Raw genomic sequence first — 20,790 nt, 5'->3', positions numbered from 1 at the left:
TAAACTATGTTATAAGTATTTATGTTCAAAGGATCAAATGTTGCTTTAATAACCCCGTTCAAGAATAATGAGCTAGATGTAGAAGCTTATATTAAGCTTATTCATTTTCAAATATCAAATGGTACTAATGGTTTGGTGCCTGCTGGAACAACAGGTGAATCGCCAACATTAAGCCACGATGAACATCAAAAGGTAATAGATTTATGCATTAAAGAAAGTGATGGAAAAACTATAGTTATTGCTGGTACTGGTTCTAATTCAACTAAAGAAGCAATTTCTCTAACAACACACGCTGAAAAAGCAGGTGCGGATGCAGCTCTAATAGTAACCCCATATTATAACAAGCCAACTCAAGAAGGATTATATCAGCATTACAAAGCAATAAACGACAAATGTGGGATACCAATTATAATTTATAATATTCCTGGAAGATCTGTAATTGATATGACTGTTGATACAATGGCTAGATTATTTGAATTGAAAAATATTGTCGGAGTTAAAGATGCTACTGGTGATTTAGATAGAGTTAATCAACAAAAAGATAAAATGGGAACTGATTTTGTTCAGCTGACAGGTAATGATGATAACGCTTTAGAATTTAATAACAGAGGTGGTGTAGGCGCTATCAGTGTAACAGCAAATATTGCTCCTAAACTTTGTTCTGATTTTCAGAAAGCCTCAAAAATAGAAAATGACGAGAGTAAGCTTGAAGCGATCAAATTAGATAAAATTTTACAACCTGTTCATAACTCCATGTTTGTAGAAAGCAACCCAAGCCCCGTTAAGTATGCCGCAAAACTTTTGGGTCTTTGCGATGACGATGTTAGATTACCTTTGGTCAAGGTTACAGACCCAACCAAGGATATTGTTAAAAAAGCTTTAGTATCAGCAAATCTACTCTAATGAACAAGAAAGCCAATTCTGGTTTAAAAATTATTTGCTTAAATAGAAAAGCAAGTTTTAACTTTTTTTTTGAAGACTTAATTGAAGCAGGAATAGTTCTTAAAGGATCAGAAATTAAATCCATTAGAGAGGGAAAGGTGAATATTGCAGACTCTTACGCTGTAGAGAAAGAAGGTGAAATAGTTTTAGTCAATTCTCATATTGCAGCTTTTAAACAAGCCAGTTATTCAAATCATAATCCAACTGATGAACGAAAGTTGTTGTTAAATAAAAAAGAAATTAACAAATTAATTGGTAAAATGCAGAGAGATGGTTTTACTCTTGTTCCAACAAAGATGTATTTTAAAAAGGGAAAAGCTAAAATAGAAATAGCAGTAGCAAAAGGTAAAAAACAATTTGATAAAAGAGCTACTAAAAAAAATAGAGATTGGAATCGTGAAAAAGCAAGACACATTAGAAAATCAAGTTAAACAATCATATTTAGCAATAGGATCAAATTTAGGTAACAAAATTACCAACATTCATATGGCTATGTCTGAATTAGAAAAAAATAAAATTAAGATAACAAAAGTATCATCTCATTATTCATCAAAATCTTGGCCAAACCCTTTAATGCCAAATTTTATAAATATTGTTATAAAAATTGAGACAATCTTAGAACCGTTAGAATTATTAAAAATTTGTAACTTTATTGAATTAAAATTAGGCAGGGTTAGATTAAAAAAAAATGATCCACGAACATGCGATATTGATATAATTGACTATGATAAGAAAATTTTGAATATAAACAGCAATAAACTAACAACTCCCCATCCAAAGATGACTAAAAGAAATTTTGTTTTGTTGCCATTATTTGAAATAGATAGGAGTTGGAAACATCCAGAATCTAAGATTAATATAGTTAATTTAATTAATTCTTTACCAATTAAAGATTTAAGATCTATCAAACAAATATAAATTGATGTTATAGTTAAAAATGCTTAATTCAGAAGAGTTAATAAATAAAGTCAAAGTTTATAATAAGTTTTTAAATCCAGAAAAATTAAATAAAGCTTATAATTTTGCCATTAGAGCACATAAAAATCAAAAACGTGATTCTGGCGATCCATACTCAATTCACCCTATTGCTGTAGCCAATATATTAACAGAACTAAAGCTAGATAGTGCAACTATAGCAACAGGGCTGCTTCATGATACTATTGAAGATACACATGCTACTTACGAAACTATAAAGAATGAGTTTGGGCAAGAGGTTGCTGATTTAGTTGACGGTGTAACCAAAATATCAGTTTTTGAAAATCAAGCCACATCAACATCAAAAGCTGAAAATTTTAGAAAATTAATTTTAGCAACATCCAAAGATATTAGGGTTCTTCTTGTTAAAATTGCTGATCGATTACACAACATGAGGACCATTGATGCAATTTCAAAAATTGAAAAAAAAGAACGTATCGCAAAAGAAACTATGGAAATTTATGCACCATTAGCAGACAGAATGGGGATGCATAGAATTAGAGATGAACTAGAAGATTTATCTTTTAAAGTTCTAAATAATAACGCAAGAGAACTTATAAAAAAAAGGTTAGATGAAATTAAAGATGATAAAGTAAATAGTTTTAACTCAATTTCATTGCATTTCAGTGGATTGTTAAATGAACACAAAATAAATTCTGAAATTATTGGTAGAGAAAAAACCCCCTTTTCTATTTGGAGAAAAGTCCAAAAAAAAAGAATATCACTAGAGCAAATTTCAGATATTATTGGATTTAGAATAATACTTGATAACATTGAAGACTGCTATAAAGCTCTTGGTATATTTCACAAAGAGTGGAATTGTATACCTGGAAAATTTAAAGATTATATTTCGTCGCCTAAGATTAATAAATATCAATCATTACATACTTCAATTATAGGACCTAATAGAAGACCAATTGAAATACAGCTTAGAACATTACAAATGCATGAGTATGCAGAAAGAGGCATAGCATCACATTGGAAATATAAATCTTCAGAAAAATTTAATTCATTAACGTGGAAAGAATATGATTGGCTTGCGGATTTAGTTGAGATTATTGATAAGAATGAAAACCCAGAACACTCTTATGAGTATACAAAGTTACAAATGTTTCAGGAAAATGTTTTTTGCTTCACTCCAAAAGGATCTGTAATTAAATTACCAAAGGACGCAACACCAATCGATTTTGCATATGCTGTGCATACCAATATAGGTAATAGCACTATAGCTTGTAAGATTAATGGTAACGATAGTGAGTTACAAAGTATACTTTATAATGGAGATGTTGTGGATATCATCACCTCTAAAAATAAATCACCTTCATTACACTGGATACCTGTTACAAAAACTGGAAAAGCAAGATCAGCAATTAGAAAATATTGGTATAAAAAAGGAGAAGAGAAGGCTCAAAGAATTAAAAAATACAATACTACGTTATGGATTTCTTTGCCAGATAAACCAGGAAAACTAGGAGAGATATCAACTTTACTTGGTAGCCATAGTTTAAACATCTCGAGCGTTGAAATGAAGGAAAAGTCTAAAGAATATATTAATTTTAAATTCAATCTAATTATAAGAGATTTGAAGAACTTTACAAATTTTATCAGTGAGTTAAAACAAAAGGAAATTAAATTTAAAATCATTAGACACGAGGATAACTGGTTAAAGGAACGTAATGCTTTCACACGAAAAATCTTTAAATATTTTAAAAAAAACTAACGCACTTTTAGAAGGTCATTTTATTCTTTCTTCGGGGTTGCATTCACCTAAATATATTCAGTGTGCTAAACTTTTAAGCTTTCCACATTTAGCTAAGGATATTTGTAATTCATTAGCAAAAAAAATTAAAAAAAAATTTAAATCTATAGATTTGATTTTAGCCCCTGCAATGGGGGGTGTTATTATTGGTTATGAAATTGGTAAACTTCTAAAAAAAGAGACAATATTTTGTGAAAGAGTTAATGGTAAATTTGCCTTAAGACGTGGGTTTCATATAAAAAAAGGATCAAAAGTTTTAATAATTGAAGATGTTATAACAACAGGCAAATCAAGCTTAGAATGCGTTAAGTTGATTACAAAGCCAGGTGCAAAACTTATCGGTTTTGCATCGATTATCGATAGATCAACCAAAAACTCACTAAAGATAAAAAGGAATATTATTTCACACATGAAAATAGACGTTCCGACATTTAAGAAAAATAACCTTCCAGAAAGTCTTAAAAATACTCCGATTACAATTCCTGGAAGTAGATTTATTAAATGAAAAGACTAGGTATTAATATTGATCATGTTGCTACAATAAGAAATGCAAGAGGATCGTTCCACCCAGATCCGTTAACCATTGCTAAGCATGTAACTAAATGTGGAGCTCATTCAGTAACTATACATTTGAGAGAAGACAGAAGACATATAAAAGATATTGATGTTATTAAAATTTGTAAAAATAAAAAAATAATCACTAATTTAGAAATTTCACTAAACAAAAAAATAATAAATATTGCATTAAAAAATAAACCTAATTTTATTTGCATAGTTCCAGAAAAAAGAAAGGAAGTAACAACGGAAGGTGGATTAAACTTAATAAAAAATAAAAAAAAAATAAAAGAAATAATATCATTGTTTAATAAGAAAAATATTAGAACAAGTTTATTTGTTGACCCAACGTTAAATGATATAAAAATTGCAAAAGAATTAAATTCCTCTTGTGTTGAATTACATACTGGGAAAATTTCTAATTTAGTAAAAGAAAATAAAAATTATAAAAATGAATATTTAAAAATTAAGAAATGTTCAGAACTTGCTGTTAAACTTGGAATAGAGGTTCATGCTGGCCATGGTCTTGACTATAAAACTACCACTATACTAAGTAAAATTAAAGAAATTACAGAATTTAATATTGGTCATTTTATAATCGGTGAGTCACTTATATATGGTTTAAAAAACACTATTAAGGCATTTAAAAAAATAACTAATAAATAGATATGAAAATTCTTGGTATCGGTGTCGATATAGTGGAAAATAATAGAATACATAAATCTTTAAAAAATGTTAGTTTTATTAAAAGAGTTTTTTCTAGCTCAGAAATATTGTTAGCCAAAAACATAACAAATAAAAAATCTTATTATTCTAAAAGATTTGCTGCTAAAGAAGCATTTTCTAAAGCAATTGGAACAGGTTTTAGGGGTAATTTGAATTTTAAAGATATAACTATAACTAACGATAGATTAGGAAAACCCTCATTCATAGTCACCGATAAAATTAAAAAAATTATTAAAAAGCAATTTAAGATAACATCCTTTGATTTCTTTCTGTCAATTTCAGATGAAAAAAAATATTCTATAGCCTACGTAATTTTACAAAAAAAATGATAACCAAAAATATTATAATTGATAATGTTAAGACAATTTTTTATGCTTTAGTAATAGCTATTGTTATCAGATCTCTTTTTATTCAACCTTTCTATATTCCCTCGTCATCAATGGAACCAACACTTTTAATTGGTGATAGATTGTTTGTTACGAAGTATTCTTATGGTTACAGCAAGCATTCTTTCCCTTTTAGCCCACCAATAATAAATGGAAGACTATTTTCTAAGAAACCAAAGGTCGGTGATGTTATTGTTTTTAAAACACCAGCTGATAATAGGACAGATTATATTAAAAGATTAATTGGTCTACCAGGTGATAATATTCAATTCATTAACGGTGATCTATTTGTAAACAATAATCAAATATTCAAATCTATAATTTCCCAAAATGATAAAATTTATTGTGGAAAACAAACTATAGACGTTAATACATTTGAGGAAAAACTTCCAAATGGCAAAACACATATTAGTGTATATTTAAAAAGTTATAGTTTTCAAAATTCTGATAATTTTATAGTTCCTTCTAAACACTACTTTTTTTTAGGTGACAACAGAGACTGTTCCAAAGATAGTAGATACCTGACTAGCGTCGGTTATGTACATGAGGATAATTTATTAGGTAAAGCTCAATTTATTTTTTTTTCATCTGATTTTAGAATTGGAAGTATTTTTTCTTTTTGGAAATGGCATAAAACAATTAGATTTGACAGGTTTTTTAAGAAAATTATTTAATGAAAATTAATCCCACAACATTAGAAAAAAAATTAAAATTAAAGTTTTCAGATCAAAAAATTTTCATTAAAAGCTTAACGCACAAAAGTTTTGATTCAATAAACAATAATGAAAAAATTGAATTTTTAGGAGATAGAGTTTTAGGTCTTATTATCGCAAAAAAACTATTAGAACTTTATCCAGAAGAAAGAGAAGGGGTGCTAGATAAAAAATTTGCTTCATTAGTAAATAAAAAAAAATGTTTAGAAATTGCTAAAAAAATTGAATTAGAGAAATATATTTTAGTTTTAAACCCTAAGAATAAAAAAATTGAAATTGAAGATAAAATAGTAGCAGACTGTTTAGAAGCTTTAATTGGTGCGATCTATCTTGACAAAGGTTTAATTTTCACTGAAAAATTTATTCTCAATTTATGGAGTGATCATATTACAGCGAGCGTTGTAACCCAAATTGATGCAAAGACAAAACTCCAAGAATATTCACTTAAGATTTTTAAAGTCTTGCCTATTTATAAGCTAATATCTAATACTGGGCCTCGACATAAACCACTTTTTAAAGTTGCTGTTAAATTAAAAAATACTAAATTTTTCACAGCAGAGGGATTTTCTAAAAAAGACGCAGAACAGAATGCTGCTTCTTTATGCATTGAGGATGTTTTTAAAAAATGAATTGGGATGATAGCGCTTATTTAATTTCCAAAAATAGATACAGTGAAAATTCAATAATTGCTGAAGTTTTTACAGAAAACCATGGAAAAATTTCAGGCATAATTTTTGGTGGCACATCAAAGAAAATCAAAAACTATTTACAAATTGGTAATAAAATTTATGTAAACTATAATTCTAAAAGTGTTACTAGAATTGGTTACTTTAAAATAGAAATTCTAAAAGCCTTAACTCCACTCTATTTTGACGAAAATCAAAAACTATCATGTATTACCTCAGCAATGCATCTTATAAAGCTTCTTACTGCTGAAGCTCAGTCTAATAAAGAAATTTTTAAATTAATTGATAAATTTTTTGAAATATTAACTTATGATAATTGGATACAAAAATATATTTTCTGGGAGTTAGAACTTTTAAAATTATTAGGATATGATTTAGAATTAAAAAATATGGTTGAAAAAGAGATTATTGATAGTGAAATCAATTATTTTGTTAAATCCTCAACTGAGAAAAAAAGTATTCCAAACTTTTTAATAGATGAAAGCAATCTAGATGTTAATTTAAAAAATTTACTCAAAGGTTTAAAACTTGTTAGTGATTATCTTGAAAAAAGTATTCTAAAACCAAACAATCTAAACCTTCCAACTTCTAGGACTCATTTTATTAATCTTTTAAAATAATTATTTGATTAAATCGTTAATTCTATCAGCATAATAGCTTACTATAGCGTTTGCCCCAGCTCTTTTAAATGAAATCAAACTCTCTAATATTGAGTTTTTATCTATCAGCCCTTTTTTTATACTATTACTTAATAGACTGTATTCTCCTGAGACTTGATAGGCTAGAACAGGAATTTTAAAATTATCTTTAACTACCTTAATTATGTCTAGATAAGGCATGCCAGGTTTAACCATAACCATATCAGCTCCTTCTTTAATATCTAGAGCTACCTCTCTTATTGCTTCATCGCTGTTTCTAAAGTCCATTTGGTAATTTTTCTTATCACCTTTTAGTAAACCTTTTGAACCAACTGCGTCTCTGAATGGACCATAAAAACTTGATGCATATTTTACTGCATAAGAAAGTATCTGAACCATTTCGTGACCTTCTTTATCTAAAGCTTTTCTTATTTTACCAATTCTTCCATCCATCATGTCTGATGGAGCTAAAACATCACAACCAATTTCTGCTTGTAACAATGATTGGTTTATCAAGACTTCAATAGTTTCGTCATTTAATACATAACCTGATTTAACTAAACCATCATGACCATGAGAAGTATAAGGATCTAAAGCTACATCACACATAATACCAATTTCATTTTTATATTTTTTTTTAATATATCGAATGGCTTTACAAACAAGATTGTCCTCATTTAAAGCTTCAGTTCCAATATGATTTTTTTTTGTTTTATTTGTATTCGGGAATAATGCAACCATAGGTATTTTATTCTTGATTGCTTTATCAATAATAATTCCAAGTTTATCTATTGTGTACCTATAAACATCAGGCATTGTTTTAATGGATTGTTTTATATTTTTTCCATCAATTAAGAATATAGGTAATATAAAATCACTAGATGAAAGGCTATTCTCTTGAATTAACCTTCTAGACCAATCGTTTTTACGACTGCGTCTAAGCCTTAAATTTGGATAATTTCCTGTAATCATGTTTAAATCTATTTTTAAAATGCGACAAATGTATTATACAAATATATATTAAATTAAGTAAAAAACAATCAGCATGAGTATTGAAAATAAAAATATTGTAAATTTAGATCTAAAAAAAGAAGAGAAGATTTTAGATTTTAGTGACTTTCAAAAACAAAATATCAAGTTTGATATTAATAAATTACAAGAAGCCTACAATCAAATTATTCAAACTAAAAAATTTGATGATGGTGGAGGAATTGCCCACTTTGGAGCTATTTCTCTAACACAAATTCCTGGTGACCCAGACTCTGTAAAAGGAAGCAAAGCTAGAGGTGTTTATTGGACAAAACCAGATAAGTCAGGAAAAGAAGTTTCAAGAGATGTTTCAATTGATGAAGCTGCTTATTCAGAATTTATACCTGACTATGAAAACACCTACTTTAAAGAAGTGTTTGATAAGCTTTCTTCAAAATATAAATTAGGTAGAGTTAGGATTTTATTGAAGGAGCCAAGATCAACATTGAGTTGGCATAGAGATCCAGAACCAAGATTGCATATACCCCTAATTTCAAATCCAGGCTGCCTAATGGTCATAGACAATGTCGCAAAACATATGCCTGCAGATGGATCGGTGTGGGTTACTAACAATACAAAATATCATAATGCTTTTAATGGTGGAGAAGAAAATAGAGTTCATCTAGTAGCATGTGTTTTAGATTATAAATTTAATTAGATTGAAAAAAATATTTTTATCATCAGATCATGCTGGTTATAAGTTAAAGGAATTAATTAAACTTCATTTAGATAAAAAAAAAATTAATTATACAGACTTAGGCCCATACAATAGTGATAGAGTTGATTATCCTGATTATGCTCATAAAGTTGCAAGAAAAGTTAAAACCAATAACAATCATACTGGTATATTAGTTTGTGGCTCTGGGATGGGAATGAATATTGCTGCAAATAGACATAAAAATATACGTGCAGCTCAATGTTTTAATTTAAAATCTACTAAATTATCAAGATTGCATAATGATGCAAATATCATTACATTGGGATCAAGACTGCTTACTAAAAAAAATGCTTTAAATTGTGTTAGTGTTTTTTTAAATACAAAGTTTGAAGGTGGAAGACACACAAAAAGAATTAAGAAAATTTAATTATGTCTAGTGAAAAAAACTATTTAAACGAAAACTATAAAAGCTTTTTTGAAGATAGCTTATCTGTAACTGATCCAGAATTACATAAAGCAATAAGTGATGAATTAAAAAGACAACAACAGCATATAGAATTAATTGCTTCTGAAAATATTGTTTCACAAGCCGTTCTAGAGGCGCAAGGTTCTATTTTAACAAATAAATATGCAGAAGGATATCCTGGGAAAAGATACTACAATGGATGTGAACATGTTGATGTTGCTGAAAACTTAGCCATTGAAAGATTAAAAAAATTATTTGATTGTAAATTTGCAAACGCTCAACCACATTCTGGAGCTCAAGCGAATGGAGCTGTATTTTTAGCACTATTAAATCCTGGTGATACTTTTATGGGGATGAGTTTAAATTCTGGTGGTCATATTACGCATGGATTAAAAATTTCAATGTCAGGTAAATGGTTCAATCCAATAGGGTATGAAGTTGATAAAGAATCGGAACTTATCGATTATGATAATGTTGAAAAACTTGCATTAGAACACAAACCAAAACTTATAATTTGTGGGGGTAGTGCTTACTCTAGAGTAATTGATTTTAAAAGATTTAGAGATATTGCTGACAAAGTAGGCGCATATTTAATGGTAGATATGGCGCACTTTTCAGGTTTAGTTGCTGGTAAAGGTTACCCAAATCCATGTGAACATGCACACGTAGTAACTTCAACTACTCATAAAGTTTTTAGAAGTGCTAGAGGTGGAATTATTTTAACTAATCATGAAGACTTAGCAAAAAAATTTAACACAGCAGTATTTCCTGGTTATCAAGGTGGACCATTGATGCACGTCATTGCAGCAAAGGCTGCTGGTTTTTTAGAAGCATTAAGACCAGATTTTAAAGATTATATTAAATCAGTTTTAGCTAATGCTAAAATTTTATCAGAGACACTTAAGAATAATGGCTTTAAGATTTATTCTGGCGGAACGGATACACACTTAATGTTAGTTGATCTAAGACCGTTTAATGTTAAAGGTAATTTAGCAGCCGAAAGCCTTTCTAATGCTAATATTACCTGTAATAAAAATGGAATACCTTTCGATTCAGAAAAGCCGATGATTACTTCTGGTATAAGATTGGGAACTCAAGCCGCTACAACTAGAGGTTTTGGATTAAAAGAATTCGAAAAAGTAGGTGAATTAATAACTAAAGTTGTAAAAGGTTTATCTGACAATCCTGAAGACAACAGTAAAATTGAAGAAGAAGTTAGAAATGAAGTTATAGATCTCACCTCTCACTTCCCAATATATAAAAATTTAAAATAATGATTTGTTCGATTTGTAAAAAAGGTGAAACATCAGTCGTAGACTCTAGACCTACAGAAGATGGTGCCGCCATAAGAAGAAGAAGACTTTGTGTATGTGGAGCCAGATTCACAACTTTTGAAAGAGTTCAATTTAGAGAAATAATGGTTATTAAAAAGAATGGAAGAAAATCATCTTTTGACAGAGATAAGCTTTCAAAATCAATTTACATAGCATTAAAGAAAAGACCGATTGATACTGAAACAGCAGAAAAGTTTATTAGCAGGACTTCAAGAGCATTAGAGGAACTTGGCCAAAGTGAAATTTCATCAAATACAATTGGCACAATGGTTATGGAAGGTTTGAAAGATCTTGATCCAGTCGCGTACGTTAGATTTGCATCTGTATATCGAAATTTTAGAGAAGAAAAAGACTTTGTGCAATTCGTGGACAAATTAGATGTCTACAAAAAAAGATAAATTTTCAAAAAAAGATAAAACTTTTATGGAGCTTGCCTTAAATTTGGCTAAAGCACGACATGGACTAACTGGAGTTAACCCTTCCGTTGGATGTGTAATTGTTAAAAATAATGAAATACTTTCAATTGGTCAAACAGGTTTTGATGGCACACCTCATGCTGAATTTAATGCAATTAAAAATTCAAATAAAAACCTAGAAGATGCAAAAATGTATGTAACGCTTGAACCCTGTAGTCATTATGGAAAAACCCCTCCGTGCACAAATATTATAATTAAAAATAAAATTAAAGAAGTTGTGTATGCTGTAGAAGATATTGATAAAAAAGTTAAAGGTAAAACTTTAAAAATTCTTCAATCCAATGATATTTTAGTAAAAAAAAATTTACTTAAAGATGAAATTAATAAATTTTATATACCTTATTTCTTTAATAGAAAAAATAACCTTCCTTACGTTACTGGTAAAATTGCAATATCTAAAAATAATTTAATATACAGTAAAGATACAAAAAGAATTTCAGATATCCATACCGATAAATTTACACATTTTCTTAGATATAAAAATGATTCATTAATGATTTCTTCCAAAACTCTAAAAAAAGACAACCCAAAACTTAACTGTAGACTAGAAGGTTTGAATAAATTTTCTCCTATAAGGATAATTTTAGACAGAAATCTAGAAACTAAAAAAAATTCGTATATTTTTAAAACAGCAAATAAAAACAATACTATAATTTTTTATCATAATGCCAAAACTAAAGAAAAATTAATGTTTAAAAAAAAAGGTATAACTTTAATCAAAGGTAAATTAATTAAAAATAACTTTGATATTAAGTCAATTTTAAAAAAACTCTATGTCCTTGGCTGCAGAAATTTATTAGTTGAAGGAGGAAATGATCTTTCTAAACACATTGTTAAAAAAAGATTATTTAATGAGTTTTATCTATACAAATGTGCAAAAAATTTATCAAAGTTGGTTAATTATAAAGAGTTTAATTTTCTTAATGAATTAAAGAAAAATTATAAAGATAAATTAAAAATTAATAAAAAATTAGGCAAAGACTTAATTACACTTTACAAATAATATTATGTTTAATGGAATAATTTTCAACCAAGGCTTAATCACTAAATTTGAAAAAAGATCAAAGGGTATTAATATTTTTGTAAAAGCTGATCTAAAATTAACACGTAAAGATCTAGGTGTATCAGTTGCCTGTGACGGTGTTTGCTTAACATTAATTGATATTAAAAATAAAATAATGGAATTTTATCTTTCAGATGAAACTATAAAAAGATCAAAGTTCAAATTCTTAAAAATTAATGATAAAATTAACCTTGAACTTCCTTTAAAATTTGGTCAAAAAATATCAGGTCACATTTGCCAAGGTCACATTGATGCAGTAGGTAAAATTCAGAGTATCAAGAAAATTGATAAATCATATTTATTTGATTTTGAGCTTGTTAAAAAAGAAAGAGCAAACTTAATTGAAAAAGCTTCTATTTGTATCAATGGAATTTCTTTAACAATTTCTAAAGTAACTAAAAAAGGTTTTCAAATATGGGTAATACCACACACATATAATCTCACTAATTTATCATCCCTAAAGAAAAACAGCCTCATTAATATAGAGATAGATATCTTATCTAAATACGTTAGAAATTATTTTAATGAAAAAAAATAGTTTTACTCCAATAGAAAACATAATTGCCATTGCCAAGAGAGGTGGCATGTTTATTTTGGTTGATGATGAAAAAAGAGAAAATGAAGGAGACTTAATAATATCAACAACAGACTCAAGTGCTAAAAATATTAATTTTATGGCCAAATATGGTCGTGGATTAATTTGCTTAGCACTAGATAGCGTACAGGCAAAACGGTTAAATTTATCCTTAATGTCACCAATAAATCAATCAAGGAATAAAACTGCTTTTACAATTTCTATTGAAGCAAAAAAAGGAATCACAACTGGGATTTCAGCAAAAGATAGAGCTAAGACAATTAAAATTGCATCAAAGAAAAATGTAAATAAAAAAGATATTGTGTCACCTGGTCATGTTTTTCCAATCATTGCCAAAGATGGAGGTGTTTTAGTTAGAGCCGGTCATACAGAAGCATCTGTGGATATCTCAAAACTAGCTAAAAAAAATAATTCAGCAGTTATTTGTGAAATAATGAATGAAGATGGTACAATGGCTAAGGGTCAAGATTTATTTAACTTTGCAAAAAAACATAATTTAAAGATTGGTAAGATAGAAGATCTTATTGCTTATCGTTTAAAAAAAGAAAAACTAATTAAACTTAAAAAACAATCTGATATTGAAGTTAAAAATCAGAAATATAAAATTAGAATTTATGAAAATCTTTTAGATGGATCTGAGCATTTTGCTTTAATTAAAGGAAATATTAAAAAAGGGATAGTACCTAGAGTTAGAGTAATTTCATCTAACGTGGTTCAAAATTATTTAATCAATCAGCAGTTACCAAACTCATTTAACAAAACTTTAAATTATTTTAAAAGATTTAATAATTGTGTTTTAGTATTTATTAAAGACACAAACTTAAGATCGGTTACGCAGACACTCAAGGATTATAAGAATAAAGATTTCTACAAAAAGGGAAATGATAAACTTATAAGAAACTATGGCATTGGTGCTCAGATAATCAAAGATTTAAAGATTAAAAATATGATATTAATTACCAAATCTCTTAAAAAAGTTATTGGTTTAGAGGGTTATGATATAAAGATCACTAAACAGGAAATCATTTAATGAAAAAAAAAATCTTAATAGTTATTGCAGATTATTATAAGGACATTGCTAAGGGGTTACTTGATAATGCTAAAGAAGTGTTACCAAAATCTAGTTTAACAAAAGTTATTAGTGTGCCGGGTGTTTTTGAAATACCAGTCACAATTTCAAAAAATATTAAGAAATATGATGCTTTTTTAGCACTTGGCTGCGTTATAAAGGGTGAGACACCACACTTTGATTTCATTTCTCATACTTCAACTGATGCGATAATGAAACTATCTATAGAAAATAAAAAACCTATTGGTAACGGAATTATTACCTGTCTAAATATGCGTCAAGCTATAGCTAGGAAGAAAAAGGGAAGAGAAGCAGCTCAAGCTGTTATATCTGTCTTGTCGCAATAATATGAGAACTCCATACAATCCAAATCAAAGTCCAAGAGTTATAATTATCCAAAAATTATATGGAAATTTTTTTAATGATGACACAGATTTAACTTTTCCTAAACATAGATTTAAAAAGTTTATTAAGGATGTGGTTTTAGGTACAATAGAAAGAGACGAAGTGATTAAAGAAGAGGTTAAAAAATATTTAAGTGAAGATATTCAACTAACTAATTTAGATAAAGTTTTTCAAATAATTGTTAAATCAGCTATATTCGAGTTTCTATATAAACCAAAAGTATCTACAAAAATAATTATTAAAGAATATCTTGATGCATCAAATTTTTTTTTAGAAGACTCTCAAACAAAATACTTAAATGCTATACTGGATAAAATAGCTAAGAAAATAAGAACAACTAATGCATGAATTTGAATTAATAAAAAATTACTTTCAAAAACTTTCCACAAAATCTCCTAGTGCCCTAAATTTAAATGATGATGTTTTTTTTGATAAAAAAAATAGATTAGTTGTTTCAGTTGACACATATACTGAAGGTAATCACTTTGTAGATTTTAAAAAGCCAGAATTAGTTATTAAAAAGATAATTAGATCGTCCATATCAGATCTTATTTGTAAAGGTGTTAAGCCAAAATATTATTTTATTTCAGGGTCAGGTAATAAAAAAAGTTTTTCTAAATTAAATTTATCAAAAATTAGCAAAGCACTTAACCAAGAACAAAATAAATATAAGATATTTTTAAGTGGTGGAGATACAGTTTTTTCAAATAAGTTAAGTTTTACAATTACCTCAATTGGTTTTGCTAATAATATTATCTATAGAAATAAAGCTAAAATTAATGATGATATTTATGTATCTGGCAATCTAGGTGATAGTTATTTGGGTTTATTAGTTTTAAAAAATAAAATTAAACTTAATCATCAATTAAAAAAATATTTTATTAACCAGTATTTTATGCCAAATATTCAATTACAATTAACAGACAAAATTAAGAAATTTGCCAACACGTCAATTGATGTCTCTGATGGATTATTAGCGGATCTTGATAAAATGATTAATAGTCAAAAATTGTCATACAAACTTTTTTTAAAAGATATTCCAATTTCAGATAATCTTAAAAAAGTACTTGATTTTAAGAAACTATCTAAGATCAACTTTATTTCTAATGGTGATGATTATCAGATTTTATTTACGGCCTCAAAAAACAAGATGGGAATCATAAAGAAAATAGCTTCTAATTGTAGAGTTAAGCTTACAAAAATTGGCTCAATCCAAAGCTATGTTGAAAAATCATCTATTATTGGTAGCAAAAATCTTCAAATACCCCTTAAAAACAAAGGTTATTTTCATAAGTTTTAGTAAGTTAAATATTGCCTTTTATTGCTTTTTTTGTATTGTCCGGACTTTAAATAATAAAATTTTAACAACCAAACAACTAAAAAGGCATCATGAACTCACTTATAGAAACAATATTACTTTACACCATAGCAGCAGGATCACTTGCAATCGTTTATGGGTTTTTTACTGGTTTAAATATTCTTAATCTAAGTGCTGGAAATGCAAAAATGCAAGAAATTGCATCTGCAATTCAGATTGGAGCTAAAGCTTATCTAACAAGACAATATAAAACGATAGCCGTGGTTGGAGTTGTTGTTTTAGTCATTATTTGTGTAGTGTTTAGCCCTTTAGTTGGTCTTGGTTATTTTATTGGTGCAACACTATCTGGAATAGCTGGATATGTTGGAATGTTAGTTTCGGTTCAAGCTAATGTTAGAACTGCTGAAGCTTCAAGAAAAGGTTTAGCAAGTGGTCTTGCCGTAGCTTTTAAATCGGGTGCCGTCACAGGAATGCTTGTTGCTGGTTTAGCTTTATTAGCTATAGCAGTTTATTATTATATTTTATTAAAAATGGGCGTTGATGACAGAGAAGTAGTTAATGCATTAGTTGCCTTAGGTTTTGGTGCTTCATTAATATCAATTTTTGCAAGATTAGGTGGTGGAATTTTTACTAAAGGTGCTGATGTTGGTGCTGATTTAGTTGGTAAAGTTGAAGCCGGAATACCTGAGGATGATCCTAGAAACCCAGCGGTTATAGCAGATAACGTTGGAGACAATGTTGGTGACTGTGCTGGAATGGCGGCAGATTTATTTGAAACTTATGCTGTAACTATTGTTGCAACAATGGTTTTATCTTCAATATTTTTTGTAGGTGATATGAATATGATGATCTACCCTTTAACAATTGGTGGTGCTTGTATTTTAACTTCAATTTTAGGAACTTTTTTTGTTAAACTTGGAAGAAGCAAGAATGTTATGAATGCTTTATATAAAGGATTTGTTGTCTCTGCCGTTTCTTCATTATTAATTTTATACCCTGTAACTGATTATGTAATTGGTTTTGCGAGTGAGTATACTGTTAATGGTAAAAGCTTTACTGGTATGAGCTTATATTATTGTGGAATAATTGGTTTAGTTATTACTGGTTTATTAATTTGGATCACAGAATACTACACTGGAACAGAATATAGACCAGTAAGAAGTATTGCAAAATCTTCAACAACAGGACATGGAACAAATGTTATTCAAGGATTAGCTGTTTCTATGGAAGCTACAGCAATACCTGCATTAATTATTGTTGCTGGGATTTTAGCTACAAACTCAATTGCTGGTCTTTATGGTATTGCAATATCTGTTACTACAATGTTAGCTTTAGCTGGAATGGTTGTTGCTCTTGACGCTTATGGTCCTGTAACTGATAATGCTGGTGGTATTGCTGAAATGGCTAAATTACCTAATAATGTCAGAAAGACCACAGATGCATTGGATGCAGTAGGTAACACAACTAAAGCTGTTACCAAAGGTTACGCAATTGGTTCAGCTGGTTTAGGTGCATTAGTTTTATTTGCAGCTTATGTTGAGGATATTAAACATTTTTCAGGAACAGCAGGATCTAAATTAGAGGGAATAGTTGTAACCTTTGATTTAACTAATCCTTATGTTGTTGTTGGTTTATTAATTGGTGGAATGCTTCCATATTTATTTGGATCAATGGGCATGCAAGCTGTTGGCAGAGCAGGTGGAGCTGTAGTTGTAGAAGTTAGAAGGCAATTTAAAAAGTTCCCAGGAATTATGAAGGGTACTCAAAAACCAGATTACGCCAAACTTGTTGATTTATTAACTCAAGCTGCAATTAAAGAGATGGTAATACCATCTTTACTACCAGTTCTATCCCCAATAGTTTTATATTTTGTAATTCTACCTATCGGTGGTCAAGCTGAAGCGTTAGCTGCTGTTGGTGCAATGTTACTTGGTGTGATCATAACAGGTCTGTTTGTTGCTGTTTCAATGACTGCAGGTGGCGGAGCTTGGGATAATGCTAAGAAATATATTGAAGATGGAAATCATGGTGGAAAAGGTTCTGAAGCTCATAAAGCTGCAGTAACTGGTGACACTGTTGGAGACCCGTACAAAGATACTGCTGGACCTGCTGTAAACCCAATGATTAAAATTACTAATATTGTAGCTTTATTATTGTTGGCTGTAATTGCTGGATAAAAAGATTAAGTTTATCTTTTTCTTTTACCTAGGGGGTCATTAATTTTCTGTCTCATACTGGATAGAAAGTCGTATACAAATGTATTTTTCTTATATTGATTTTCTGTAGTTTGTTCAGTAAATTTTAATTCCTGCATATTAGATAGGTTTAGAAATTCTTTCTTATCTAAAAGGCCCATTTTATTGATCTCTAGTAATAGAACATTATTAACTATAATTCTTTCACTGCCAAATTTTGTAAGAGATGAATTATCGGTTTTTCTTTCAATATAAATCCATAAATCATTGTCAAAAGTACTTTTTGTTGATGGTGAACCTAATAATTTTAAAATATCATTTTTATTTGACTGATTAACAGTAAGCTTTTCTTGTTTTTTATTTAAAAAATGAACACCGTGGTGCTTTTCAACTTTTTTTAAAGTACAAGCTGAAATAAATAATGATATTATAAAAAATATAAATAATTTTCTCATGGATAAAAACTACATAAATATTTACAACAATTTAGTTAAATTAACTAGAAATAAAGATTTGTATAAAGATTTTAAAAATCAAGATACTTTTTCTGATAGATTGATATTCTTTTTACTGCATTTCGCTTTCTTTTTGAAAGTTTATAAGGAAAATAATGATAAAAAATTACTTCAAGAAATTTATGATTTTACCTTCAGGCAAGTTGAATTAAGCATCAGGGAAATTGGTTATGGTGACCAATCAATTAATAAAAAAATGAAAGATTATTTAAACTTATTTTATGGAATGATTGATAAAATTCATAGTTGGGATGAATTAAATATAGAATCTAGAAACTCTATTTTGATAAATTTTTTAGATAATTCATCTAATATTGAGTATTTGGTCAAATACTTTGAAAATTATAGGTTAAATTTAAAAAATAATACTTTAAATTCCTATATAAAAGGTGTAGTTAAACATTAATTTTATTATGGCTGTACCTAAACGAAAACAATCACCGTCAAGAACTGGAATGAGAAGAGCTCAGAATATGAAGTTCAAATCTACCAATATTGTTGAAGATAAAAAATCTGGAGAATACAGATTACCTCATCACTTAGATCTAAAGACTGGCATGTACAGAGGTAGACAAGTTTTAGATCCCAAGGAATAAAAGTCCAAAAAATTAAATGAGTAAAATGATAAAAATTGCAGTTGATGCAATGGGTGGTGATAATTCACCAAAAAAAATTATAGATGGAATTAATCATCACTATAAGAGTAACACTAATACTTTTTATAAAATTTTTGGTGATAAGGAAAAAATCCAAAATTATATCAATGACCAGTTACACCCATCTTCATTTGAAATAATTCATACCAAAGATACAGTTAAAGGAACAGATAGTCCATTAGAGGGAGCCAAAAGAGGAAAAAACACTAGCATGTGGTTAGCTATACAAAGTGTTAAAGAAAAAAAATCCGATATAGTTATTTCTGCTGGTAATACTGGGGCATTACTTGTCATTTCTAAACTTAACCTTAACATGATTGAAAATATCGATAAACCAGCACTCTCGGCTTTATGGCCAAATAAAAATAACATGAGTGTTGTGTTAGATTTGGGGGCTAATATTGAATGCAGCCCAAAAAACTTAATTGACTTTTCTATTATGGGATCTTCATTATTTAAATCTCTATATCCAGATGACACAGCAAAAGTTGCCTTATTAAATATTGGATCAGAAGAACTTAAAGGAAATGAAATAATAAAAGAAACTTATCAGCAACTTAATCAAAGAAATAATAGTGGATTTGAATTTAAAGGTTATATCGAAGGTAATCAGTTAATGAATGGCGATGTAAATGTTATTGTTGCAGATGGATTTACTGGAAATGTTGCTTTAAAAACAGCTGAGGGAACTGCAAACTTTATTACGAGTGAATTAAAGAAAGCTATGACAGGTAATATTATTGGTAAAATTTCATCTTTATTAAACATTTCAAATTTAAAAAAATTTAAAGCAAGACTAGATCCAAGACTTTATAATGGTGCAATTTTTATAGGCTTAGATTCTCCTGTTATTAAAAGTCATGGTGGAACAGATTATATAGGCTTTTCAAACTCTTTAAGTGTTTGTACTAGAATTGTTACTGGTAATTTAATAGAAAAAATAAGAAACAACATCTGTTAATGCAAAGAACTAACTTAACAAAAAAAGACCTTATAAACTCAATTTATATGCAGATTGGTTTTTCAAAAAATATATCTGAAAATTTGATTGATGATTTTCTAATCACAATAGTAGAAAATTTAAAAAAAGAAAAAAAATTAAAGCTCTCGAAATTTGGTACTTTTTCTATAAGGGCCAAAAAAAGTAGAATTGGGCGAAATCCTAAAACAAAAGAACAAACAACCATATCTAATAGAGATGTTGTTTTATTTAAAGCTTCTAAGGAATTTAAAGATTTGGTAAATTCTAAGAATGATTCATAAAAATAATGATGCTTATAAATCAATAGGTGAGGTTGCTAAAATTCTTGATCTTGTAAATAAGAAAAAAGGAACTCTGAATACTCATACCATTCGTTTTTGGGAGAAGGAATTTAAGCAAATTAAGCCAAAAATTTTAAATGGTAATCGAAGATATTATAACAATGATACAATAGAGGTTTTGAAAAAAGTTAAATATCTCCTTAAAGATCAGGGAATGACAATTATTGGTGTTAAAAAAGTTCTTAATTCTGATAAATCATTAAAACTTGACGAATTACCAAATAATTCTATAAATGCAGATTATAGTATAAAAAATAAACTTAAAAAGATTTCTGAATTAATAAAAAAGATAAAAAGCTTAAAATAAT

28 protein-coding genes are annotated in these 20,790 nt (G+C 28.5%); 26 read left to right on the top strand and 2 right to left on the bottom strand.

The features are described from left to right. Window positions 1-21: 21 nt before the first annotated feature. The 10 genes from dapA to recO are packed head-to-tail and all read left to right on the top strand — an operon-like array spanning window position 22 to window position 7,362. Window positions 22-903 (top strand): 4-hydroxy-tetrahydrodipicolinate synthase, encoded by an 882-nt coding sequence (dapA, locus tag ABXT45_RS03585; RefSeq protein WP_415314400.1) that lies wholly within the window; start codon window positions 22-24, stop codon window positions 901-903. Further along, on the top strand, window positions 903-1,373 hold the full coding sequence (gene smpB / locus ABXT45_RS03580) for an SsrA-binding protein SmpB (RefSeq protein WP_415314399.1): 471 nt from the start codon (window positions 903-905) through the stop codon (window positions 1,371-1,373). Before dapA ends, smpB begins: the two co-directional genes overlap by 1 nt. Beyond that, window positions 1,339-1,860, top strand: a complete 522-nt coding sequence (gene folK / locus ABXT45_RS03575; protein ID WP_415314398.1) for a 2-amino-4-hydroxy-6-hydroxymethyldihydropteridine diphosphokinase — start codon at window positions 1,339-1,341, stop codon at window positions 1,858-1,860. Before smpB ends, folK begins: the two co-directional genes overlap by 35 nt. Before the next feature lie 19 nt (window positions 1,861-1,879). Further along, window positions 1,880-3,637: a bifunctional (p)ppGpp synthetase/guanosine-3',5'-bis(diphosphate) 3'-pyrophosphohydrolase gene (locus tag ABXT45_RS03570; protein ID WP_415314397.1), complete on the top strand. Its 1,758-nt coding sequence runs from the start codon at window positions 1,880-1,882 to the stop codon at window positions 3,635-3,637. After that, window positions 3,594-4,181, top strand: coding sequence for an orotate phosphoribosyltransferase (gene pyrE, locus ABXT45_RS03565; RefSeq protein ID WP_415314396.1), 588 nt, complete (start codon window positions 3,594-3,596; stop codon window positions 4,179-4,181). Before ABXT45_RS03570 ends, pyrE begins: the two co-directional genes overlap by 44 nt. After that, a complete protein-coding gene (locus ABXT45_RS03560) occupies window positions 4,178-4,897 on the top strand; it encodes a pyridoxine 5'-phosphate synthase (RefSeq protein WP_415314395.1) in 720 nt (239 codons plus the stop codon). Before pyrE ends, ABXT45_RS03560 begins: the two co-directional genes overlap by 4 nt. Before the next feature lie 2 nt (window positions 4,898-4,899). After that, on the top strand, window positions 4,900-5,286 hold the full coding sequence (gene acpS / locus ABXT45_RS03555) for a holo-ACP synthase (protein WP_415314394.1): 387 nt from the start codon (window positions 4,900-4,902) through the stop codon (window positions 5,284-5,286). Beyond that, window positions 5,283-6,017: a signal peptidase I gene (gene lepB / locus ABXT45_RS03550; protein ID WP_415314393.1), complete on the top strand. Its 735-nt coding sequence runs from the start codon at window positions 5,283-5,285 to the stop codon at window positions 6,015-6,017. Before acpS ends, lepB begins: the two co-directional genes overlap by 4 nt. Further along, a complete protein-coding gene (gene rnc, locus ABXT45_RS03545; protein ID WP_415314392.1) occupies window positions 6,017-6,685 on the top strand; it encodes a ribonuclease III in 669 nt (222 codons plus the stop codon). The genes lepB and rnc overlap by 1 nt, the downstream gene beginning before the upstream one ends. Further along, complete coding sequence (gene recO / locus ABXT45_RS03540; protein WP_415314391.1) at window positions 6,682-7,362, top strand: DNA repair protein RecO; 681 nt, start codon at window positions 6,682-6,684, stop codon at window positions 7,360-7,362. The genes rnc and recO overlap by 4 nt, the downstream gene beginning before the upstream one ends. On the opposite strand, the gene hemB is transcribed toward recO, so the two are convergent. Then, on the bottom strand, window positions 7,363-8,352 hold the full coding sequence (gene hemB, locus ABXT45_RS03535) for a porphobilinogen synthase (protein ID WP_415314390.1): 990 nt from the start codon (window positions 8,350-8,352) through the stop codon (window positions 7,363-7,365). It lies immediately after the preceding gene. A 73-nt stretch (window positions 8,353-8,425) separates the two neighbouring features. On the opposite strand from hemB, the gene ABXT45_RS03530 reads away from it, so the two are divergent. The 11 genes from ABXT45_RS03530 (at window position 8,426) to ABXT45_RS03480 (ending at window position 17,970) form a co-directional block, all read left to right on the top strand. Continuing rightward, window positions 8,426-9,067 (top strand): aspartyl/asparaginyl beta-hydroxylase domain-containing protein, encoded by a 642-nt coding sequence (locus tag ABXT45_RS03530; protein ID WP_415314389.1) that lies wholly within the window; start codon window positions 8,426-8,428, stop codon window positions 9,065-9,067. A gap of 1 nt (window position 9,068) precedes the next feature. Continuing rightward, the gene (gene rpiB, locus ABXT45_RS03525; RefSeq protein WP_415314388.1) at window positions 9,069-9,494 is read left to right on the top strand and encodes a ribose 5-phosphate isomerase B; all 426 of its coding nucleotides are present in this window, start codon (window positions 9,069-9,071) and stop codon (window positions 9,492-9,494) included. 2 nt (window positions 9,495-9,496) lie between these two features. Further along, the gene (gene glyA, locus ABXT45_RS03520; protein ID WP_415314387.1) at window positions 9,497-10,807 is read left to right on the top strand and encodes a serine hydroxymethyltransferase; all 1,311 of its coding nucleotides are present in this window, start codon (window positions 9,497-9,499) and stop codon (window positions 10,805-10,807) included. Next, window positions 10,807-11,265, top strand: coding sequence for a transcriptional regulator NrdR (gene nrdR, locus ABXT45_RS03515; protein ID WP_415314386.1), 459 nt, complete (start codon window positions 10,807-10,809; stop codon window positions 11,263-11,265). Before glyA ends, nrdR begins: the two co-directional genes overlap by 1 nt. Next, a complete protein-coding gene (gene ribD, locus ABXT45_RS03510) occupies window positions 11,246-12,346 on the top strand; it encodes a bifunctional diaminohydroxyphosphoribosylaminopyrimidine deaminase/5-amino-6-(5-phosphoribosylamino)uracil reductase RibD (RefSeq protein ID WP_415314385.1) in 1,101 nt (366 codons plus the stop codon). The genes nrdR and ribD overlap by 20 nt, the downstream gene beginning before the upstream one ends. A 4-nt stretch (window positions 12,347-12,350) precedes the next feature. Beyond that, the gene (locus tag ABXT45_RS03505; RefSeq protein WP_415314384.1) at window positions 12,351-12,944 is read left to right on the top strand and encodes a riboflavin synthase; all 594 of its coding nucleotides are present in this window, start codon (window positions 12,351-12,353) and stop codon (window positions 12,942-12,944) included. After that, entirely contained in the window at window positions 12,931-14,031 is a 1,101-nt protein-coding gene (gene ribB, locus ABXT45_RS03500) for a 3,4-dihydroxy-2-butanone-4-phosphate synthase (RefSeq protein WP_415303360.1), read from the top strand. The genes ABXT45_RS03505 and ribB overlap by 14 nt, the downstream gene beginning before the upstream one ends. Then, window positions 14,031-14,417, top strand: a complete 387-nt coding sequence (gene ribH, locus ABXT45_RS03495) for a 6,7-dimethyl-8-ribityllumazine synthase (RefSeq protein WP_415314383.1) — start codon at window positions 14,031-14,033, stop codon at window positions 14,415-14,417. Before ribB ends, ribH begins: the two co-directional genes overlap by 1 nt. Window position 14,418: 1 nt before the next feature. Then, window positions 14,419-14,823: a transcription antitermination factor NusB gene (locus ABXT45_RS03490; protein ID WP_415287109.1), complete on the top strand. Its 405-nt coding sequence runs from the start codon at window positions 14,419-14,421 to the stop codon at window positions 14,821-14,823. After that, on the top strand, window positions 14,816-15,775 hold the full coding sequence (gene thiL, locus ABXT45_RS03485; RefSeq protein ID WP_415314382.1) for a thiamine-phosphate kinase: 960 nt from the start codon (window positions 14,816-14,818) through the stop codon (window positions 15,773-15,775). Before ABXT45_RS03490 ends, thiL begins: the two co-directional genes overlap by 8 nt. An 89-nt stretch (window positions 15,776-15,864) precedes the next feature. Continuing rightward, window positions 15,865-17,970 (top strand): sodium-translocating pyrophosphatase, encoded by a 2,106-nt coding sequence (locus ABXT45_RS03480; protein WP_415314381.1) that lies wholly within the window; start codon window positions 15,865-15,867, stop codon window positions 17,968-17,970. An 11-nt stretch (window positions 17,971-17,981) separates the two neighbouring features. On the opposite strand, the gene bamE is transcribed toward ABXT45_RS03480, so the two are convergent. Next, window positions 17,982-18,443, bottom strand: coding sequence for an outer membrane protein assembly factor BamE (bamE, locus tag ABXT45_RS03475; protein ID WP_415314380.1), 462 nt, complete (start codon window positions 18,441-18,443; stop codon window positions 17,982-17,984). On the opposite strand from bamE, the gene ABXT45_RS03470 reads away from it, so the two are divergent. The 5 genes from ABXT45_RS03470 to ABXT45_RS03450 are packed head-to-tail and all read left to right on the top strand — an operon-like array spanning window position 18,442 to window position 20,789. Then, window positions 18,442-18,909: a ubiquinol-cytochrome C chaperone family protein gene (locus ABXT45_RS03470; protein WP_415314379.1), complete on the top strand. Its 468-nt coding sequence runs from the start codon at window positions 18,442-18,444 to the stop codon at window positions 18,907-18,909. The two genes, bamE and ABXT45_RS03470, sit on opposite strands and share 2 nt — an antisense overlap. 7 nt (window positions 18,910-18,916) lie before the next feature. Next, window positions 18,917-19,099 (top strand): 50S ribosomal protein L32, encoded by a 183-nt coding sequence (gene rpmF / locus ABXT45_RS03465; RefSeq protein WP_011282128.1) that lies wholly within the window; start codon window positions 18,917-18,919, stop codon window positions 19,097-19,099. A gap of 16 nt (window positions 19,100-19,115) precedes the next feature. After that, on the top strand, window positions 19,116-20,120 hold the full coding sequence (gene plsX / locus ABXT45_RS03460) for a phosphate acyltransferase PlsX (protein ID WP_415314378.1): 1,005 nt from the start codon (window positions 19,116-19,118) through the stop codon (window positions 20,118-20,120). Then, entirely contained in the window at window positions 20,120-20,422 is a 303-nt protein-coding gene (locus ABXT45_RS03455; RefSeq protein ID WP_271493085.1) for an HU family DNA-binding protein, read from the top strand. Before plsX ends, ABXT45_RS03455 begins: the two co-directional genes overlap by 1 nt. After that, the gene (locus tag ABXT45_RS03450) at window positions 20,412-20,789 is read left to right on the top strand and encodes a MerR family transcriptional regulator (protein WP_415314377.1); all 378 of its coding nucleotides are present in this window, start codon (window positions 20,412-20,414) and stop codon (window positions 20,787-20,789) included. Before ABXT45_RS03455 ends, ABXT45_RS03450 begins: the two co-directional genes overlap by 11 nt. The last annotated feature ends 1 nt before the right edge of the window (window position 20,790 follow it).

This window comes from Candidatus Pelagibacter sp. Uisw_106 (genome assembly GCF_047724975.1).
Taxonomy (GTDB): Bacteria; Pseudomonadota; Alphaproteobacteria; order Pelagibacterales; family Pelagibacteraceae; genus Pelagibacter.
The sequence above is the reverse complement of the archived record's forward strand: the minus strand, read 5'-3'. Positions and strand labels throughout refer to the sequence as shown.

Excerpts from the sequence above, each read along its gene's own strand:
- dapA (WP_415314400.1), top strand. The coding sequence starts at position 22 with ATGTTCAAAGGATCAAATGTTGCTTTAATAACCCCGTTCAAGAATAAT.
- smpB (WP_415314399.1), top strand. The coding sequence starts at position 903 with ATGAACAAGAAAGCCAATTCTGGTTTAAAAATTATTTGCTTAAATAGA.
- ABXT45_RS03570 (WP_415314397.1), top strand. The coding sequence starts at position 1,880 with ATGCTTAATTCAGAAGAGTTAATAAATAAAGTCAAAGTTTATAATAAG.
- pyrE (WP_415314396.1), top strand. The coding sequence starts at position 3,594 with ATGCTTTCACACGAAAAATCTTTAAATATTTTAAAAAAAACTAACGCA.
- ABXT45_RS03560 (WP_415314395.1), top strand. The coding sequence starts at position 4,178 with ATGAAAAGACTAGGTATTAATATTGATCATGTTGCTACAATAAGAAAT.
- acpS (WP_415314394.1), top strand. The coding sequence starts at position 4,900 with ATGAAAATTCTTGGTATCGGTGTCGATATAGTGGAAAATAATAGAATA.
- lepB (WP_415314393.1), top strand. The coding sequence starts at position 5,283 with ATGATAACCAAAAATATTATAATTGATAATGTTAAGACAATTTTTTAT.
- rnc (WP_415314392.1), top strand. The coding sequence starts at position 6,017 with ATGAAAATTAATCCCACAACATTAGAAAAAAAATTAAAATTAAAGTTT.
- recO (WP_415314391.1), top strand. The coding sequence starts at position 6,682 with ATGAATTGGGATGATAGCGCTTATTTAATTTCCAAAAATAGATACAGT.
- hemB (WP_415314390.1), bottom strand. The coding sequence starts at position 8,352 with ATGATTACAGGAAATTATCCAAATTTAAGGCTTAGACGCAGTCGTAAA.
- ABXT45_RS03530 (WP_415314389.1), top strand. The coding sequence starts at position 8,426 with ATGAGTATTGAAAATAAAAATATTGTAAATTTAGATCTAAAAAAAGAA.
- glyA (WP_415314387.1), top strand. The coding sequence starts at position 9,497 with ATGTCTAGTGAAAAAAACTATTTAAACGAAAACTATAAAAGCTTTTTT.
- nrdR (WP_415314386.1), top strand. The coding sequence starts at position 10,807 with ATGATTTGTTCGATTTGTAAAAAAGGTGAAACATCAGTCGTAGACTCT.
- ribD (WP_415314385.1), top strand. The coding sequence starts at position 11,246 with ATGTCTACAAAAAAAGATAAATTTTCAAAAAAAGATAAAACTTTTATG.
- ABXT45_RS03505 (WP_415314384.1), top strand. The coding sequence starts at position 12,351 with ATGTTTAATGGAATAATTTTCAACCAAGGCTTAATCACTAAATTTGAA.
- ribB (WP_415303360.1), top strand. The coding sequence starts at position 12,931 with ATGAAAAAAAATAGTTTTACTCCAATAGAAAACATAATTGCCATTGCC.
- ribH (WP_415314383.1), top strand. The coding sequence starts at position 14,031 with ATGAAAAAAAAAATCTTAATAGTTATTGCAGATTATTATAAGGACATT.
- ABXT45_RS03490 (WP_415287109.1), top strand. The coding sequence starts at position 14,419 with ATGAGAACTCCATACAATCCAAATCAAAGTCCAAGAGTTATAATTATC.
- thiL (WP_415314382.1), top strand. The coding sequence starts at position 14,816 with ATGCATGAATTTGAATTAATAAAAAATTACTTTCAAAAACTTTCCACA.
- ABXT45_RS03480 (WP_415314381.1), top strand. The coding sequence starts at position 15,865 with ATGAACTCACTTATAGAAACAATATTACTTTACACCATAGCAGCAGGA.
- ABXT45_RS03470 (WP_415314379.1), top strand. The coding sequence starts at position 18,442 with ATGGATAAAAACTACATAAATATTTACAACAATTTAGTTAAATTAACT.
- bamE (WP_415314380.1), bottom strand. The coding sequence starts at position 18,443 with ATGAGAAAATTATTTATATTTTTTATAATATCATTATTTATTTCAGCT.
- rpmF (WP_011282128.1), top strand. The coding sequence starts at position 18,917 with ATGGCTGTACCTAAACGAAAACAATCACCGTCAAGAACTGGAATGAGA.
- plsX (WP_415314378.1), top strand. The coding sequence starts at position 19,116 with ATGAGTAAAATGATAAAAATTGCAGTTGATGCAATGGGTGGTGATAAT.
- ABXT45_RS03455 (WP_271493085.1), top strand. The coding sequence starts at position 20,120 with ATGCAAAGAACTAACTTAACAAAAAAAGACCTTATAAACTCAATTTAT.
- ABXT45_RS03450 (WP_415314377.1), top strand. The coding sequence starts at position 20,412 with ATGATTCATAAAAATAATGATGCTTATAAATCAATAGGTGAGGTTGCT.